Here is a 16,822-nt window from a genome sequence, read left to right as displayed (position 1 = left end):
GTCGCCGTTCAGCCGTCCGGGTTCCGCCGGTGCCACAGTCGGCGCATCTCCGGGCAGCTCGACAGCAGTTCGGGCAGCGGGCCGCAGCCGGCGACGGCACCGTCGCGCAGCACCAGTATCCGGTCCGCCCGGCGCAGCAGCGCGGGCCGGTGGGTGACCACCAGCGCCGTTCTCGCGGGGCCTGGCCGAGGGCCGAGGACCCGGTCCCACAGCAGGCGTTCGGTGTCGGCGTCGAGCGCGCTCGACAGGTCGTCGCACACCAGCAGGTCGGGGCGGCGCACCAGCATGCGCGCGGCGGCCACCCGGTGCAGCTGCCCGCCGGACACGCCGAGCCCGGCGGCGCCGAGCACGGTGTCCAGCCCGTCGTCCAGGGCATCGAGGTCGGGTTCCAGCACGGTGAGCTCGAGGGCGTGGCCGAGGCCGGCGGCGTCCGGGTCGAGGCCGAGAAGGATGTTCGCACGGATCGATCCGCTGAACAGCCGCGGGCTCTGCGGGGTGTACGCACACCGCGGGGGCACCATGAAGGCTGCCGGATCCCGCACCTCGCGGCCGTTCCACAGCACCACCCCGTCCTCGGCCGGCAGCAGTCCCAGCAGCACCCTGAGCAGTGTTGTCTTGCCCGAGCCGACCCGACCGGTGATCACGGTGAGGGTGCCGCGCTCCAGTGACAGGTCCACTCCCGTGATGCCGCGTCCGCTGCCCGGGTACCGGTAGGTCAGGCCGCCTGCGGCCAGGTGGCGGAGCGTGTCCTTCCGGAGGTTCGGCGAGGTCTCCGCGTGGCGGGGCCGCGGCGGGTCGGTGGGCCGGTGGCCGGCGGACAGCGCCGGCACGTCCCCCAGCGCGCGGGCCATGTGCTCCGTCGCCACGACGGCGCGGTGGTACTTCGCGCTGAACATCCCGAACGTGCTCACCGCCTCGTTGAGGAACTGCAGGTAGTAGCAGAACATGGCCAGGTCGCCGACGGTGAAGCCGCCACCGTGTATCCGCCTCGCGCCCAGCAGCAGCACCAGCCCCGTGCTCACCGCCCCGCCGTTGGTCAGCAGCATGGTGCGCAGGCTCCCGAACAGCTCCTCGCGGGCGGCGAAGGCGCTGCGACGCCGGTACAGGCCGGACAGGTGGGCTGCGACGTTCTTCTCGGCCCGAGCCGCCTGGACCGTTTGGACGGCGGCCAGGGTGTCGCGCAGCGCGCCGCCCGCCGAGGCCGTGGCCTCCCGGTTCGCCTTGCGGTACGCGATGAACCGGGCGTTCACCGCCCGTCCGCCGGCTGTCGCCAGCACCAGGGGCACCACCATGCCGACGGTGACGAGCGCGTCCGTGCGGAGCATCAGCAGGACCGCCGCGACCGCGAACACCCAGCGGGCGATGTTGACCGGCGACCAGGAGACGAACGAGCTGACGTCGTCCACGTCGGCCGACAGGGTCGTCAGCGCCTCCCCGGTGCTCCCGCACGGTACCTGTGCCCCGGGGCGGGAGAGGATGCCGCGCATCATGGCGGTCCGCAGGGAGGCCGACGCGCGGTGCTCCAGCCGCGGTTCGAGCCGGCCGAGGATCACACCGAACTGCAGGGTCATGCGGGCGGCCTCGATGGCGGCCACGGCCGCCACCAACGACCATGCCGTGGACGCAGCGGCCCCAGCGGATTCCGCGGACCCCTGGGACAGCAGGTCGAAGAATTCGCGCAGGAGCAGGCCGACCTCGAACGTTCCCGCACGCCACAGCAGCCACAGCAGTGTCACCGTGCAGTAGAGGGGCGCCTGCAGGCGGATCAGCTCCGGCACCAGCCGGGAAGGCCTCACCAGATCACCTCGCCGACGCGCAGCAGCCTGCTGAGCTCCGACCGCGGATCGGCGATCAACTCCTCGCGGGCGCCGTACTCCAGCGGCCCGTTCTCACCCAGGACCAGGATCCGGTCGACCTCACGCAGGGTCTGCAGCCGATGCGCCACCACGACGGCCGTACGGTCGGCCAGGAACCGGCGCAACGCGGTCTGCAGCAGCCGCTCGCTGTGCGGGTCGAGCCGTGAGGAGAACTCGTCGAGCAGCACCAGCCCGGGGTCGCGCACCCACGCCCGCACCAGGGCCACCAGCTGGGCCTGGCCCGCCGACAGACCGATGCCCGCACCGCCCAGCGGGGTGTCGAGTCCTTCCGGCAGCGTCTCGTACCACGGTGTCAGACCGACGTTGTCCAGCGCGCGCAGCACCCGCCGGTCGTCGGCCCCGGGATCGAAGAGGACCAGGTTCTCCCTGAGGGTGCCCTCCAGGATGTGGACCTCCTGGGTGACCAGCGCCACCTTGCCGCGCAACGAACCCAGGCGCAGCGACCTCGCGTCGTGACCGCCCAGCCGCACCACGCCCTCGTCCGGGTCGTGGAAGCGGAACAGCAGGCGGATCAGCGTCGACTTGCCGCACCCGGTGCGTCCCACCACGCCGAGCTGCCGGCCGGCCGGCAGCTCGAACGAGACATCGGCCAGCACCCTCGGGCCACCGGCGTAGCCGAACGAGACGCGGTCGAACTCGACCGGCACAGGCCCCACCCTCAGCTCTCCCGTGCCGTCGGTCAGCCGGGGGCAACAGGCCAGCAACCGCCGGATCCGGCGCAGGCTCACCACCGCCTCCTCGAACTCGCCCAGTTGCTGGGTGATGCGCACCAGCGGCTGACGGAGCAGCATGACGTAGGAGAGCGATGCCAGGACGTCCCCGGCGGACAGTTCACGGCGCTGGTGCAGCCAGGCACCGAGCGCCAGGGCGAGCGCGAAAGCGAGCTGCGACAGGGCCTGCACCGACATCGGCCAGCTCACCGCGGCGCGGGCGGCACGGGCCGCCGCTCGCCGGTAGGCGGTGAGCCGCTCGCCGAGGTCCCGCAGCACGTACGGGACCGCGCCGTTCGCCCGGATGTCCTCGGTCGCCGACAGCCGCTCCTCCAGCCACCCGAGCAGATCGGTACCCGCCTGCCGGCCGGCTTCCAACTGCGGCGTGGCACGGCCGAATCCGCGCGCCAGCAGCGGCAGGGCGGCCGCCCACAGCGGAAGGTAGAGCAGCCCCAGCCGCCAGTCGAGGACGCACAGGGCGGCCAGCACGCAGACCATGAGCAGCAGCTGAGCCACCACGTCGAGCGCCATCCGGGACAGGAATCCGGCCAGCTTCGTCACGTCGCCGTCGATGCGGTCGAGCAGTTCACCGGGTGGGTGACGGCGATGGTAGTCGGCGTCGAGCCGCAGGCAATGGTCCACCAGCCGGGCGCGCAGCCGGTCGCCGCTGTCCCGGGCCACCGAGACGGCGCAGTGCTGCGCCGCCATGGACGCGGCCTGACCGGCGAGAGCGGTGGCCAGGTAGCAGCCGCCGAGCACCAGCAAGGTGCGTTCGGCCGCCTCGCCCAGGGCCCCGTCGATGAAGTACCGCAGGAACTGGGGCTGTGACACCAGCAGCACTGTCTCGGACAACAACAGCACGCAGAGGAGGAGGAACCGGCGGCGCTGCGGAGCGAGTTGCTCGCGCAGGAGCAGCAGATACGCCCGGAGGTCGGAGGTGCCCAGGCCCGCAGATGACACCGCTCGCCCCCCTCCGGGCCGGCCGTCGCGTGTCCGGCCACGGCCCCGCTGCGGAAACCCACTCAGGATAGGAACGGTGTCTCCCGCGGACAACGGTCACCAGGCGGCCGCCCGTTCGAGCCCCGGCCCCGGCCGACCGGGGCCGCTCTCTTGCCTGTGTCATGCCGCTGATTTAGAGTCTGGCGTTGGATTTCGCCCGCCTGAGTCCATCCCGCACCCGCTGTGCCGGCGTCATCAGGACCGTGGGTTCGTTCCATCGAGGCGCTGCTGTGGAGCTGAGCCCGTCCGTGCCCCGGGCCACGATTCGTCTGCCGGGGCCGGGTCGGCACGTTCGTCCGCCGGTGATCCGGCCGGCGGCCCGCGCGTCGGCTGTCATGCCGCTCGCTGCCCGAGGAGTCGAGTCGGATGCCCGCATCGGGTTCACCGGAAGACGCGTACCCAGGTGTACGCGAGCAACTGCTGTGCGGCGGCCCTGTGGTCGTCACCGGCGCCGCCGGCTTCATCGGATCCCACCTCGTGCAGGCCTTGGCCCGGTGGAAGGTCCCCTTCCTGGGCATCGACCGCCGGTGGGGGGACGGCGCCGACACGGCACAGGCGCCGCCATGGGGAGCCGGCGGGGACCTCGCCACCGTGGACCTGGAGCCCCTCCTGCGCGGCGCCGGAGTGGTGTTCCACCTGGCGGCCCGCCCGGGGGTCCGGCCCTCCTGGGACGCCTTCCCGGACTACCTCCGCGACAACGTCCTCGTCACGCAACGTCTGTTGGAGACCTGCGTCCGGCTCGGGGTGCCGCGGGTGGTCATGGCGTCCTCCTCCAGCGTGTACGGCGACGGTGACGGCACGCCGATGGACGAGGAGCGCACGCCCTGCCCCGCCTCCCCGTACGCGGTGACCAAGCTCGCTGCCGAGCGGCTGGGCATGGCGTACGCCCGGCGCGCCGGCGGCGCCCTGCGCGTGGTCGCGCTGCGGTACTTCACCGTCTACGGGCCCCGCCAGCGCCCTGACATGCTCATCGCCCGTGCACTGCGGTCGGCGCGGGAGGGCGAGCTGCTGCGGGTGCACGGTGACGGGTCCGCGCGGCGGGACTTCACCTTCGTCGGTGATGTCGTCGGGGCCACCCTGTCCGCCGCCGCCCGGAGCGTGCCCAGCGGCACGTACAACGTGGGCACCGGGCGCAACACCAGCATCAATGAACTGCTGGCGCTCGTCGCGGATGTGACCGGGAGGTTCCCGCGCGTGGAGTACGCCCACCCCTACCCGGGCGATGCCACGGTCACCCTGGCCGACCCGGCCAGAACGGCGGACGTCCTGGGCTGCCGGCCCGCGACGGTCCTGTACGACGGCCTGGTGGCGCAGGAACGATTCCTCACCGCGCGCGGCGCCTGGCCGGCGGCCTCCTCACGCCAGGCCGGATAGCCGGGCCACCGGCGCGTCGGCCGCTCACGAATCCGTCTCGTCGCGCCGCAGCACCACCAGAGCGGCGCACAGGGCCACGGCGACCCACAGGCACAGTGCCACCAGCCCCGGGGGCACACCGTGCGCCGTCCGGTCCGACAGCACCTGGAGCCCGCTGGTGAACGGACCCTTGTAGCGGAACTGCTCCAGCGCGCCTTCGACGATCGTGCCGACGATCAGAACGACCAGTGCCGCCGTGGAGTTCCGCACGATCGTGCCCAGGGCCAGGCCCAGCACCCCGAGCAGCGCCACACCGGCTGCCGTGACCCAGTAGAGCCTGGCCACTTCCCCGGCCTGGTCCAGGTGCATCCCGGCCGCGCCGTGCCGCAGGAGACCGGCTCCCAGCCAGATCGTCTGGGCGACGGCGGACAGGGCGGCGCCCAGCCCGGCCACCGCGGCGGCCTTGGCGGCCAGGACGCGCCAGCGGGCCGGAGTGGTCAGGAAGGCGCCGACGATGGTCCGGTAGCGGTATTCCTGGGTGATCGCGGTGATGCCGAGCAGCAGCACCGGGTAGCCGGTGCACACCCCGGCGCGTGGCCCGAGGCCGTTGCGCACCAGCGCGGACTCGGCCTGCATGCCGATCAGCAGGGCGAAGAGGAGCTGGGCGAGCACCACCGCGGCCGAGGCCACCCATGGTCCCTTGGTGCTGCGCAGCTTGAACAGCTCGGTGCGTACCAGGTGGCTCACTCAGCCGCCTCCCCGGCGGTTCGAGGTACGGTGGCGGCCCGCGCCGGTGGCCTCGTCGGCGGTCCGGGAGCCGGTGAGGCTGAAGAAGATCTCTTCCAGGGTGGGCGCGGAGGTGTGCAGTTCGTACAGCGGGATGCCGTGCTCGGCCGCCAGGTGACCCACGACCTGCGCCCAGCCGCCCGGTAACTGGAGGGTGTCCGGACCGGTGACGAGGACGTGCTCACCGGCGGCCCGCAGTAACTCGCCCAGGCGCACACTCTGCGGCGACTGGACGCTGACGGTCTGCCGGCCGAGTGCGCCGAGTTCGGCGATGGTGCCCTCGGTGACGAGTCGTCCCTGGTCGATCACCACGACGCGGTCGACGGTCTGCTGCATCTCGCTGAGCAGATGGCTGGAGACGAGCACCGCCCGGCCTTCCGCCGCCAGTCCGCGCAGCAGCCCGCGCAGCCAGTGGATGCCCTCCGGGTCCAGGCCGTTGGCCGGCTCGTCGACGACCAGGATCCGCGGATCGCCCAGGAGCGCGGTGGCCAGCGCGAGCCGCTGACGCATGCCGAGGGAGAAGTCGCCGACCGGGCGGTCCGCCGACTGTTCGAGGCCGACCGCGTGCAGCAGTTCCCGGATCCGGGCCTCCGGAGTCCGCAGCGGCCTGCCCAGCACGCGCAGATGGTTGCGGGCGGTGCGGCGAGGATGTGCGGCACCACTGTCCAGGGACGCGCCGATGAGGCGGCCCGGCTGGGAGAGGCGGCGGTAGGGGCGGCCACGGATCAGGGCCGTGCCGGAGGTCGGGGTGACCAGACCGAGCAGCATCCGCAGCGTTGTCGTCTTGCCCGCGCCGTTCGGCCCGAGGAATCCGACGACCGAACCGGGTTCGACGGTGAAGGACAGGCCCTCGACCGCGACCGTGTCGCCGTAGTGCTTGGTCAGGTCGCGGACCTCGATCGCTGCCACGACGTGCCTCCCGCCCCTTCCTCGGAAGCCCAGGCGTCTGCGTGTCCGAAGCGACCGCGGACCGTCGGACACCCTAGCACGGGGGACAAACGCCTGATACATGTCAACAGCGCCACTGGCGCCTCCCTGGTCCGGCGCCAGTCACGAGAAGGGTGGGTGGACTGTGCGGGTAGTCGTCATCGGACAGGGATACGCGGGGTTGCCGCTGGCGGTGCGAGCGGCGGAGGCGGGACACCGGGTCGTCGGGTACGACGTGGACGAACACCGCGTCAAACAGCTGGTGGCCGGGGAGTCCTACGTCGAGGACGTCCCCGCCGAGCGATTACGCAAGGTGCTGGCGTCGAGTGCCTACCAGCCCACGGTGGACCCGCAGGACTGTGCAGGATTCGGCGTGGCGGTCATCTGCGTGCCCACGCCCTTGCGCGACGGCGTGCCGGACCTGTCCTTCATCGAGGCGTCCGGGCGGATGCTCGCCTGCCACCTGCGCCGGGGCGCACTGGTGGTCCTGGAGTCGACCACCTATCCGGGCACCACCGAGGAACTGCTCGGGCCGATCCTCGAGGAGGGCTCCGGGCTGTCGGCCGGCCGGGACTTCCACCTCGGCTACAGCCCGGAGCGCATCGACCCCGGAAATCCCGTCTGGCACCTGGAGAACACCCCGAAGGTGATCTCCGGCATCGACGCCGCGTCACTGGAGGCCGTCAGCGCCTTCTACGCGTCGCTGGTCCGGACGGTCGTCCCGGCAGCCGGCTGCAAGGAGGCGGAACTGGCCAAACTGCTCGAGAACACCTTCCGGCACGTGAACATCGCCCTGGTCAACGAACTGGCGATGTTCGCCCATGAACTGGGCATCGACGTGTGGGGCGCGATCGACCTCGCGGCGACGAAGCCGTTCGGCTTCCAACGGTTCACGCCCGGCCCCGGAGTGGGCGGGCACTGCCTTCCGATCGACCCCTCGTACCTGTCGTGGCGTGTCGAACGCACCCTCGGCCAGCGCTTCCGCTTCGTGGAACTGGCCCGCGACATCAACGGCCACATGCCGGACTACGTCGTCAGGCGGCTGACGGAGGGCCTCAACGCACGCGGCCGTGCGGTCAACGGCTCCCGGGTGCTGCTGCTCGGACTGGCCTACAAGGCGGGCACCGGCGACGTCCGCGAGTCGCCGTCGGCCCGCGTGGCACAACTGCTGCTGAGGCTGGGAGCCCAGGTACGGGCCGCCGATCCCCAGGTGGCCGCGCCGGGCCCGGACGACGAGGCGGAGCCGCGGGGCGTCGTGCGCGTGGAGGCCACGGCCGAGGAACTGCGAGCGGCCGACGCGGTGATCCTGCTCGTCGACCAGGCGGAATTCGACTACGACGCGGTGCTCGAGCACGCGCGCTACGTCCTGGACTGCCGGCGCAGGCTGCGGGGCCCGGCCGTCGAGGTGCTGTGAGCGGCGGATCCGGCCACCGGGTTCCGGTCGTGCTTCCGCCATTCGTCCACGGGTCATTGCGTACCGACGTGAGTGGTGATTACAGTCAAGCGCTGGCCTTGGCTGCGGCTCTGTGCACCCTCGCGGTGGGACACACCGCCGACCACACGTGCAGGAGCGGTCCTCCGCACGGCCCGGCACCACCGACCGACCAAGCGCTCCCAGGGGAGAGGGCATGTGCGGCTTCGTTGGTTTCACCGACCCGGCAGGCGGCCGGGAGACGGCCCTGGACCTCGCCGGCCGCATGCTCACCGACATCCTGCACCGCGGCCCGGACGGCACCGGCACCCTGCACGAGACCGGGCTGACCCTCGCCCACTGCGCCCTGCGGTTCGTCGACGTCCACGGACCCGGACAGCCCCTGCGCTCGGCCAGCGGCCGCACCGTCGTCGTCCTCAACGGAGAGGTGTACAACCACGCCGAACTGCGCCGTGAACTGGTCCGCGGAGGGGCGCGCCTGCGCACCGCAGGGGACACCGAGATCCTCGCCGAACTCTACGAGCGCACAGGCATGGGATTCCTCCGGCGGCTCCACGGCATGTTCGCCTTCGCCCTGTACGACAGGGCACACCGCAAGCTGATCCTGGCCCGTGATCCGTTCGGGAAGAGGCCCCTGTACTACCTGCGCACCCCGGCCGGGGTGGCCTTCGCCTCCGAGCTCACGCCGCTGCTGCGCCACCCGGCCTGCGGCGGCGAACCCGATGTCCGGGCCCTGGCCGACTATCTCGTCCTGCGGGCCTGCCCCGCACCCCGCTCCGCCGTCCGCCACGTGGCCAAGGTGCGGGCCGGCAGCTACGTCGAGGCGAGCCCGGGAGCGGGACCGGACGGCTTTCGCGAGACGGTGTACTTCACCCCCGGTCTGCCGGCCACCAGGCGGCGTGTCCCGCTGCGGACGGCGGCCGCCGAGTTCGAGGACCTGCTCCGGGCGGCCGTCCAGCGGCGCGTCACCGGTACCCCCCGCCGGTTGGGGGTACTGCTGAGTGGTGGCCTGGACTCCAGCACCGTCGCCGCCCTCGCACAGGAGATCTCCGACCGCCCGGTGCCCGCCTTCACGGCCGGGTTCGCCGACACCGCCTTCGACGAGTCGTCCGCCGCCGCGGCCGTCGCCCGCCATCTCGGCCTGGAACACCACCTCCTGAGAATCACCGAGGACGATCTGGCCGAGGCGTTCACCGAGGAGTACACCGGCATCGACGAGCCACTGGCCGATCCCTCACTGTTGCCCACTCTGCTGCTGTGCAGGGCCGCGGGCCAGGAGGTGCGCTCCGTGCTCACCGGCGACGGGGCCGACGAGATGCTGCTCGGCTACCGCTTCTTCCAGGCGGAGAAAGTGCTCGGCCTGCTCGGCCACCTCCCGCGGCCGCTGCTGGAGGGTCTCGCCCGGTCGGCCGCCCGGCAGGGCGGGCCCCACCGGGGCAACCTGCCGTGGCGGGTCGCCCTGCGCCGGCTCGCGCAGGGCATGAACGCCCTCCCGGAGCAGCGCTTCTACGCTGCCGGGGCACCGTTCAGGCCGGACGAGCTGGCCGGTGTGCTGTCCGTCCGGGCACGCCACGAGCTGGTGTCCCACCAGCCGTTCGAGGAAGTCGAGCGGGTGCTGGCCGCAAGTCCCGGGCTGTCACCGCTGGAACGCTGCCAGTTGGGCATCATCACCCACTTCCTGCGGGACGTCATCCTCACCAAGACCGACCGCGGGGGGATGCGCCATGCGCTGGAGACCCGCTCGCCCTTCCTGGACCGCGATCTGGTGGAGTACTGCGCGTCGCTGCCTGCCGAGCTGAAGCTGCGCCGCCTGACCGCCAAGTACGTGCTGCGGCGCACCGCGGCCGGCCACCTGCCGCCGCAGGCGGTCCGGCGCCGCAAGCTCGGGTTCCGCGCCCCGGTCGCGGCCCTGTTGAGCGGCCGGCTGCGGCCGGTGCTGATGGACGCGCTCTCGCCGGAGAGCCTGGCCCGGCACGACCTGTTCGAACCGTCCGCCGTGCGGCGCATGGTCGACGACCACCTGGCCTCGCGCCGGGACAACTCGGTGAGGCTGTGGGCACTGCTGTGCTTCCAGTCCTGGCACGACGCCGTCCTGCGGCCTGTCCGCACCGTGCTGCCGCCGGTGGCGGCGCCTTCGTCGGGAGCCTGAGATGTCCGTCCCGCGCATCCATGTGATCTCGCCCCGCACCTGGGGGGAGTTCGGCAACTACCTGGCCGCCACCCGCTTCGCGCGCGTGCTGGAGGAACATCTCGACGCCGAGGTCTCGTTGTGGGAGGCCGAGTCGATGCTGCCCTGGGTCGGTGACATCGGTGCCCGGATCCGGGACATCACCCTCACCAGCCCGACTCCCGCTACCCGCACCGAACGGTACCTGGCGTTGATGGACGAGCTGGCGAAGGACTGGCCGCGTGACGTCGAGGTCGCGCCCCTGGCGGGCACCGAGCGGGAGCGCCGGCTCGAGGGCATGGCCGGCCACTTCCGCAAGCACGCGCCCGACCTGGTGGTGGGGACCAAGGGGTTCATCAGCCGGCTGTGCGTGGCCGCCGTGCGGCTCGCCGGTGGGCGCGTCCCGCCGGTCGTACACCAGGTGACCAACCCCGGACTGCTGGAACTGCCCCTGCACCGCACGCGCCACCCGGACCTGACCCTGGTCGGCTTCGACTGGGCCCGGACCCGTCTGATCGCAGACGAGGGCGCCGACCCGCGGCGGGTTCGCACCGTGGGCCCGCTCGTGGCACGGCACGACCTGAAGGGCTTCCTTACCGAGCCCGTCCCGCCGCACCGTGCCCCCGCCCGTCCCGCCGCCGACGAGCCGGCCGCGGAACCGGCCGTGGAATGGGGCGATCCGGCCGCGCCCGAGCGTCCCCGGCTGATCGTCTTCTCCAACCGGGGCGGGGAGGACTACCTGAGGATCGTCGCGCGCCTGGCCGAGCGGGACGCCGACATCGACCTCGTCTTCGTGGGCTACGGCGACGTGGAGACCACCCGCAGGGCAGCCGCCCTCGCCCGGGGTGGCAACGCGCGGCGGTGGCGTTTCCACCAACGGCTGACCCAGCCCGAGTACTTCGAGTACATCGCCCGTGCCGCACGGTCCCCGCACGCGTTCCTGGTGTCCAAGGCAGGACCGGCGACCACCTTGGAGGCCGCCTGGTTCGGCATCCCCGTGCTGATGCTGGAATCCGGGCTGCCCATGGAGTCCTGGGTGCCGCACCTGATCCGCGACGAGGGGCTGGGCCAGTGCCACCGCTCGGTGGACGACCTCGTCGCGGGACTCGCGGCGTGGCTGGAGGATCCGTCCGCCATCGCCGCGTGCAAGGCTCGGGCCACCGCCTACGCCGGCAGGGCCCTCGACCAGTCCGCCACCGCAGCGCGGATCGCACGGGCGGTACGGGACGTCCTGGAGCGGTCATGAGACGGCCGCCGCCCGGGACGGGCAGCGGCCCGGGACCGCAACCGTGGACGTGACGAGCCAGGTGCGTCCCGCCACCGGACATCGGGGGGTGTCGATGACCAGTACCGGCCGAGGGGTACTCGGACTGCTCCGGGCACGCAGACGCAGCCCGGTCCACGTCGTGGACCCGTTCAAGGTGCCGGTGGAGGAGGCCGTGCACAAGGCCGTCGCCGTCGAACGCCTGGGACTTCCGTTCCTCATCCTGGCCAGCACCGACTACCAGGACTTCGACGCCCGGATGCCCGGCTACGTGGCCCGCGTCAAGGCAGCGGTCCGGATACCGGTCGTCACCCACTTCCCGGCCCGGCCCGGCACAGGGCTGCCGGTGGCCGACGGCGCCGACGCGATGCTCTGCCCGGCCCTGCTCGGATCACGCGACGACTACTTCGTCTGGAAGAGCGTCCTGGAAACGGCCGCCCGCGCGGGCCACGGGACGGCGCGCACGCGCCCCCTGCCGGAGATGCTGCTCGAGGCGGCGCTCACCTTCGGCGGCGACGACGTGTCGTTCGACGCCATGGCGACCGTCCCCGTCGAACGCTCCCCGCAGGCCCTGGACTTCCTCATCCGGGTGATCCGGCTGCTGGGCTTCGACGTGGTGTACCTGTACTCGCGCTACGAGGACGTCTCGCCCGAGGTCTGCCGGTACTTCCGGCAGCGGCTGCGGCCGGACCAGCTCATCTTCATCGGCGGTGGCATCAGGACCCGGCAGGCCATCGACGCCTACATCCGCGCGGGCGCCGACTACGTCGTGTTCGCCGGGGCCCTGGAGAAACCGGACTGGCGCGCCGAGTTGGAGCGCCTGTGCGGTCGGCGCCGCCCGGCAGAAGGAGCCTCTTCCGCCGCGGCATGCCGTACCGACGCGGCAGGAGGGGGAACGGGATGACCGGCACAGCACGGCCGCAGGAAGGGCCCCCGGGCCAGGGCGGGATACGGCCGCGCACCGCGCTGCCGATCGTGAACACCGCCGGGCCGCCCGCCCCGCGGAGCCTTCCGCTGCGCACCCGGCCGCCGCGCTCGCGCAAGCTGCGCATCGCGCTCGTCCGCCATCACGACCTGTGCCTGAACACCCGGCAGATCAACGCCGTCCAGCGGCGCGCGGGAGTGCTCCCGCACCTGGGGCTCGGCTACATCCATACGGCCCTGAAGAAGGCCGGGTTCGGCAACGTCGTCCAGATCGACACCCCCGCGATGGGGCTCGACGGCGAGGGACTGCGCCGGCTGCTGGCCGACTACCGCCCGGATCTCGTCGGCGTGACAACCACCACCCCCGGCCTGCCGGGCGCCATCGAGGCATGCCGGGCCGCGAAGTCCACCGGCGCCCGGGTGATCCTCGGTGGCCCGCACACCGAGGTGTACGACCGGGAGAACCTGTACCACGACTGCGTCGACTACGTCGGCGTCGGCGAAGGCGTCACGATCATGCCGTCGCTGGCCGAGGCCCTCGAGCACGGCGACGAGCCGCAGGGCATCCCCGGGCTGGTCTCCCGGACCTACGACGGTGGCGCGGCGCCGATGGTGAACCTCGAGGACGTGGGCTGGCCGGAGCGCGAAGGGCTCCCGATGGACCGGTTCTTCTCCATCATGGCCCCACGCCCCTTCGCGACGATGATCTCCAGCCGGGGCTGCCCCTTCAAATGCAGCTTCTGCTTCAAGCAGGCCGTGGACAGGCGGTCGATGTACCGCACCCCCGAGGACGTGGTCGGGGAGATGGCCCACCTCAAGGACCGGTGGGGGGTGAAGGAGATCATGTTCTACGACGACGTCTTCACCCTGCACCGGGGAAGGGTCTTCGAGATCTGCGAGCTGCTCCGCGACAAGGGCGTCAACGTGCGCTGGGAAGCCCCGACCCGGGTCGACCTCGTGCCCGAGAAGCTGCTGCAGGCGATGTCCGGAGCGGGCTGCGTGCGCCTGCGCTTCGGCATCGAGCACGGCGACCCGGACATCCTGCGCCGCATGCGCAAGGAGAGCGACCTCGAGAAGATCGAGAACGCGGTCACCACGGCTCACCGCGCCGGGATCAAGGGTTTCGGCTACTTCATCGTGGGATGGCTGCGCGAGAGCCGCGAGCAGTACCGGCGCACCGTCGACCTCGCCTGCCGGCTGCCGCTGGACTACGCCAGCTTCTACACGGCCACACCGCTGCCGGGCACCCCGCTGCACGAGGAGTGCGTCGCGGACGGGGCCATACCCGGCGACTACTGGGACTCCTTCGTCCGCGGACACTTCCAGCGGCGCATCGGCTACCTGGTCAAGGACGCCGAGGCACGCGCCCGGGAGGCCTATCGCTCGTTCTTCCTGCGCCCACGGATGGTCCGGCCCCTGCTCGCCCACATGGCCGCCACCGGGCAGTGGCGCAACACCACCTCGGGACTGCTGAGCCTGGCGCGTTCCGACTCCAACACCGTCCGCGACTTCTGACACCGCCGATGCCGCCGATCCCGCCGAACCGGACGCGACGAACGGACGCCGCCGCCATGGCCGAGGGCACCACCACCGCAGTGGAGCCGGTACTGCTGGCCCACATCCGCCGCCGCATCGCCCGCGGCTACCGGCCGACCGGTACCTGGGCCACCCTGGTGGAGTACCTGCCCGCCGGAGTCCTCCCCCCGCCCGGCTCCCGGGGCGGGGGAATCGGCCTGGTGGTGCCCACCCAGGTCACCCGCGCCACGCCACAGGAGCAGCGGGAGACGTTCCGGGACCTGCTGGAGAAGGTCGGCCAGGCACGCCGCGCCCACCCGGACCTGCGCCTGGTACTGATGATCGGGATGCAGTGGCAGGCGCCGCAGCAACGCGACGAGGCACGGCAGCGCCTGCGCGCCCTGCTGGAACTGGCCGCCGACGGGGACGTCATCGGCCTGCTGCTCCGGGGACCGCTCAAGGTGCGCACGCTCAACGCGGCCATCTCGGTCGCCGAGCGGCTGGCGCTCGAGGGCATCGGCTGGATCGACGACGACGTGCGCATGGAGGACGACTGCCTGGCCCGGCTGGTCTCCGCCTTCCGCGAGGGCGGATGCCGTGGGGCCGTGGGAGCGACGAAGATCCCGCACGCGAGCAGCCACCTCACCTCCAGGCTGCTCCACCGGGCCAAGGCCGTCGCCGCGCCCGCGACCAACTACCCGCACGGCTGCTGCATCCTCCTCGCCACCACCGTCGTGGCAGGCGGCATCCCGGACCGGTACGTGTCCGACGACGGCTATGTGTGCGGTCGGCTGCTCGACCCCGCGGCCCCCGACCCGCTCCACCAGCTGCGCCTGGTCCCCGGCGCCCGCGTGCACTACCAGGTCGCCGGGCCGGCCGGTCCCACCCGGCGCAGGATCCGCAGGCTCCTGCTCAATCACCACATCTACCTCGCGGACTGGCCCTATCCGACCGCGCGTTACTACTTCCGCGAGGTCCTCTTCCTCGGCATGTGGCCGCTGGCTCCCTGGGACCGTTCCCGGGGTGTCCGCCACGCGTGCCGGAAGGCAGCCGTCAAGTGGTTGTACTTTCCGTGGTTCGCCGCCATCGGCACGGAGTTGTACCTGCGCGGGCTGTGCGGCCGCCCGCTGCGCGAGGTCGCCTGGAGCGGCTACCGGAGCGCAGCCGCTCCCGGCCCCGGCACTGACACCGCGCGGGAACTCCACCCCTGCGACGAGAGGAAACCCGGTCCATGAAGGTGTTGTCCCTCCACTCACTGGGGCACGACAGCGGAGTCGCCTACTTCGAGGACGGACGCCTGGTCCACTCGATGGAGACCGAGCGGCTGACCCGTTGGAAGCACGACCACCGGATCGCGCTGGCCCTGCGGTACATCCTGTCCCGGCCCGATGTCGACGCGGACGGCATCGACCTCGTCGCGGTCAGCTCGCCGGTGCGCGACTCCGTCCTGCGGATACCGGACCTGGACCGGGCGATGGCCGCCGTCAACAGCGGAGCGCCGCACTACCGCACGACCTGCGACCTGCTGGGCAGGACGGTCGACTGCGTGATCGTCACCCACGAGGTGTCGCACGCCGCGCTGGCGCTGCAGTACGCCGGCCACCCCGAGGGCTGCCTGGTACTGACCAACGAGGGACGCGGGCAGATCTCGCACAGCTCGCTCTTCCGTTACGCGGAGGGACGACTCGAATGGATCGAGACCGAACCGCTGCCCTGGTACGGCACCGGCTTCGGATGGAGCGCCTTCGGCTATCTCTACGGCTTCGGCAAGGGCCCGAGCGTGGCCGGCAAGGTGATGGCCCTCGGAGGCTACGGACAGCCGTCCGCCGCGATCCGGGAGATCCTGGAGGGCATCGACGACCGCATCCTCACCGACCGTGCCCTGGCCGAGCGCGTCGGCGCCGAACTGATGACGAGGCCGGAGTTCGGTGCCGACTTCCAGCAGCGGGCGGACTGTATCGCCTCGCTCCAGCAGATGTTCACCGAGAGCGTGTACGCGGGGCTGGCCAAGCACATCGACGCCGCCGGCCGCGACGACGTTCCGCTGGCGCTCGGCGGCGGGTGCGCCCTGAACGTGGTGGCCAACGCCCATCTGAGGAAACGTTTCAACAGGGACATCGCCATCCCCCCGGCCTGCGGCGACGCGGGGCACCCGCTCGGCGCCGGCGTCTACGCGCAGCGGTTCCTGTACGACCGGCCCGTCGAGCCGTTCGGGGTCTACCTCAACGGCCAGGCCGAGACCGAGGAGGAGATCCGCGGCACCATCATGGCCGCCGCGCTCGACCCACTGCCCTACGAGCCGGACGCCGCCGTCCGCGTACTGGCCGGCGGCGGGGTCGTGGCCATGGTCGGCGGGCCCTCGGAGAGCGGGCCCCGGGCGCTCGGCAACCGGTCCCTGCTGGGCAGTCCGGACGTCGCCGGGATGCGCGAAAGGCTCAGCGAGCGCCTCAAGGAACGCGAATGGTTCCGGCCGCTCGGCGCGGTGATGCGCACCGAGGACTTCCGGCAGCGGTTCCCCGGCGAGCCCCCTTCCCCGTACATGCTCTTCAACTACGACGTCCCCGAGGGACTGATACCCGAGGCCCGGCACGTGGACGGCACCTCGAGACTGCAGACCGTCAGCCACGACCAGAACCCCCGCCTGCACCACCTGCTGGCGGAGTTCGAGCGGGCGACCGGCACACCGGCCCTGATCAACACCTCGCTCAACGCCCGGGGCCGGGCCATCGCCCACCGGGCCCACGACGCGTTGCTGGACTTCCGCGAGCGTGATGTCGACCTGTTCGTCCTCGGGGATCTCATGGCCTACAACGGAGGCCGGGCGCGGCCGCCGAGATGAACGCCGCTCGGCCGGGTGTGCCGCAGGCC

General features: G+C 72.1%; 12 protein-coding genes. 8 read left to right on the top strand and 4 right to left on the bottom strand.

Annotated elements, in window-relative coordinates:
- Positions 1 to 8 precede the first annotated feature (8 nt).
- Together ACIG36_RS15080 and ACIG36_RS15075 are read right to left on the bottom strand one after the other, a co-directional pair.
- Positions 9 to 1,796 (bottom strand): ATP-binding cassette domain-containing protein, encoded by a 1,788-nt coding sequence (locus ACIG36_RS15080; protein WP_399926891.1) that lies wholly within the window; start codon positions 1,794 to 1,796, stop codon positions 9 to 11.
- On the bottom strand, positions 1,793 to 3,547 hold the full coding sequence (locus ACIG36_RS15075; RefSeq protein ID WP_399926889.1) for an ABC transporter ATP-binding protein: 1,755 nt from the start codon (positions 3,545 to 3,547) through the stop codon (positions 1,793 to 1,795). Before ACIG36_RS15075 ends, ACIG36_RS15080 begins: the two co-directional genes overlap by 4 nt.
- Positions 3,548 to 3,952: 405 nt before the next feature.
- On the opposite strand from ACIG36_RS15075, the gene ACIG36_RS15070 reads away from it, so the two are divergent.
- On the top strand, positions 3,953 to 4,960 hold the full coding sequence (locus tag ACIG36_RS15070; protein ID WP_399926887.1) for an NAD-dependent epimerase/dehydratase family protein: 1,008 nt from the start codon (positions 3,953 to 3,955) through the stop codon (positions 4,958 to 4,960).
- Between the two features lie 24 nt (positions 4,961 to 4,984).
- On the opposite strand, the gene ACIG36_RS15065 is transcribed toward ACIG36_RS15070, so the two are convergent.
- Both ACIG36_RS15065 and ACIG36_RS15060 read right to left on the bottom strand, forming a co-directional pair.
- Entirely contained in the window at positions 4,985 to 5,686 is a 702-nt protein-coding gene (locus ACIG36_RS15065; protein WP_399926886.1) for an ABC transporter permease, read from the bottom strand.
- Positions 5,687 to 6,634: an ABC transporter ATP-binding protein gene (locus ACIG36_RS15060; protein ID WP_399926884.1), complete on the bottom strand. Its 948-nt coding sequence runs from the start codon at positions 6,632 to 6,634 to the stop codon at positions 5,687 to 5,689.
- A gap of 163 nt (positions 6,635 to 6,797) precedes the next feature.
- Here ACIG36_RS15060 and ACIG36_RS15055 point away from each other — a divergent pair, with 163 nt between their 5' ends.
- The 7 genes from ACIG36_RS15055 to ACIG36_RS15025 all read left to right on the top strand — a co-directional run bounded on the left by ACIG36_RS15055 (position 6,798) and on the right by ACIG36_RS15025 (position 16,793).
- Positions 6,798 to 8,066, top strand: coding sequence for a nucleotide sugar dehydrogenase (locus ACIG36_RS15055; protein WP_399926882.1), 1,269 nt, complete (start codon positions 6,798 to 6,800; stop codon positions 8,064 to 8,066).
- Between the two features lie 214 nt (positions 8,067 to 8,280).
- A complete protein-coding gene (asnB, locus tag ACIG36_RS15050; protein WP_399926880.1) occupies positions 8,281 to 10,233 on the top strand; it encodes an asparagine synthase (glutamine-hydrolyzing) in 1,953 nt (650 codons plus the stop codon).
- Position 10,234: 1 nt separating this feature from the next.
- Complete coding sequence (locus ACIG36_RS15045) at positions 10,235 to 11,497, top strand: Moenomycin biosynthesis protein MoeGT1 (protein ID WP_399926878.1); 1,263 nt, start codon at positions 10,235 to 10,237, stop codon at positions 11,495 to 11,497.
- Positions 11,498 to 11,657: 160 nt separating this feature from the next.
- Positions 11,658 to 12,419: a geranylgeranylglyceryl/heptaprenylglyceryl phosphate synthase gene (locus ACIG36_RS15040; protein ID WP_399926876.1), complete on the top strand. Its 762-nt coding sequence runs from the start codon at positions 11,658 to 11,660 to the stop codon at positions 12,417 to 12,419.
- Positions 12,416 to 13,954 (top strand): B12-binding domain-containing radical SAM protein, encoded by a 1,539-nt coding sequence (locus tag ACIG36_RS15035; RefSeq protein ID WP_399926874.1) that lies wholly within the window; start codon positions 12,416 to 12,418, stop codon positions 13,952 to 13,954. The genes ACIG36_RS15040 and ACIG36_RS15035 overlap by 4 nt, the downstream gene beginning before the upstream one ends.
- A gap of 56 nt (positions 13,955 to 14,010) precedes the next feature.
- Positions 14,011 to 15,189 (top strand): hypothetical protein, encoded by a 1,179-nt coding sequence (locus ACIG36_RS15030; RefSeq protein ID WP_399926872.1) that lies wholly within the window; start codon positions 14,011 to 14,013, stop codon positions 15,187 to 15,189.
- Entirely contained in the window at positions 15,186 to 16,793 is a 1,608-nt protein-coding gene (locus ACIG36_RS15025; RefSeq protein WP_399926870.1) for a carbamoyltransferase C-terminal domain-containing protein, read from the top strand. The genes ACIG36_RS15030 and ACIG36_RS15025 overlap by 4 nt, the downstream gene beginning before the upstream one ends.
- Positions 16,794 to 16,822: the final 29 nt, after the last annotated feature.

It is taken from the genome of Streptomyces sp. NPDC053048, from assembly GCF_044547045.1.
GTDB lineage: Bacteria > Actinomycetota > Actinomycetes > Streptomycetales > Streptomycetaceae > Streptomyces.
The sequence above is the reverse complement of the archived record's forward strand: the minus strand, read 5'-3'. Positions and strand labels throughout refer to the sequence as shown.

What these genes read in the sequence shown, in the direction of transcription:
- ACIG36_RS15070 (WP_399926887.1), top strand. Translation starts at nt 3,953, where the DNA reads ATGCCCGCATCGGGTTCACCGGAAGACGCGTACCCAGGTGTACGCGAG.
- asnB (WP_399926880.1), top strand. Translation starts at nt 8,281, where the DNA reads ATGTGCGGCTTCGTTGGTTTCACCGACCCGGCAGGCGGCCGGGAGACG.
- ACIG36_RS15045 (WP_399926878.1), top strand. Translation starts at nt 10,235, where the DNA reads ATGTCCGTCCCGCGCATCCATGTGATCTCGCCCCGCACCTGGGGGGAG.
- ACIG36_RS15035 (WP_399926874.1), top strand. Translation starts at nt 12,416, where the DNA reads ATGACCGGCACAGCACGGCCGCAGGAAGGGCCCCCGGGCCAGGGCGGG.
- ACIG36_RS15030 (WP_399926872.1), top strand. Translation starts at nt 14,011, where the DNA reads ATGGCCGAGGGCACCACCACCGCAGTGGAGCCGGTACTGCTGGCCCAC.
- ACIG36_RS15025 (WP_399926870.1), top strand. Translation starts at nt 15,186, where the DNA reads ATGAAGGTGTTGTCCCTCCACTCACTGGGGCACGACAGCGGAGTCGCC.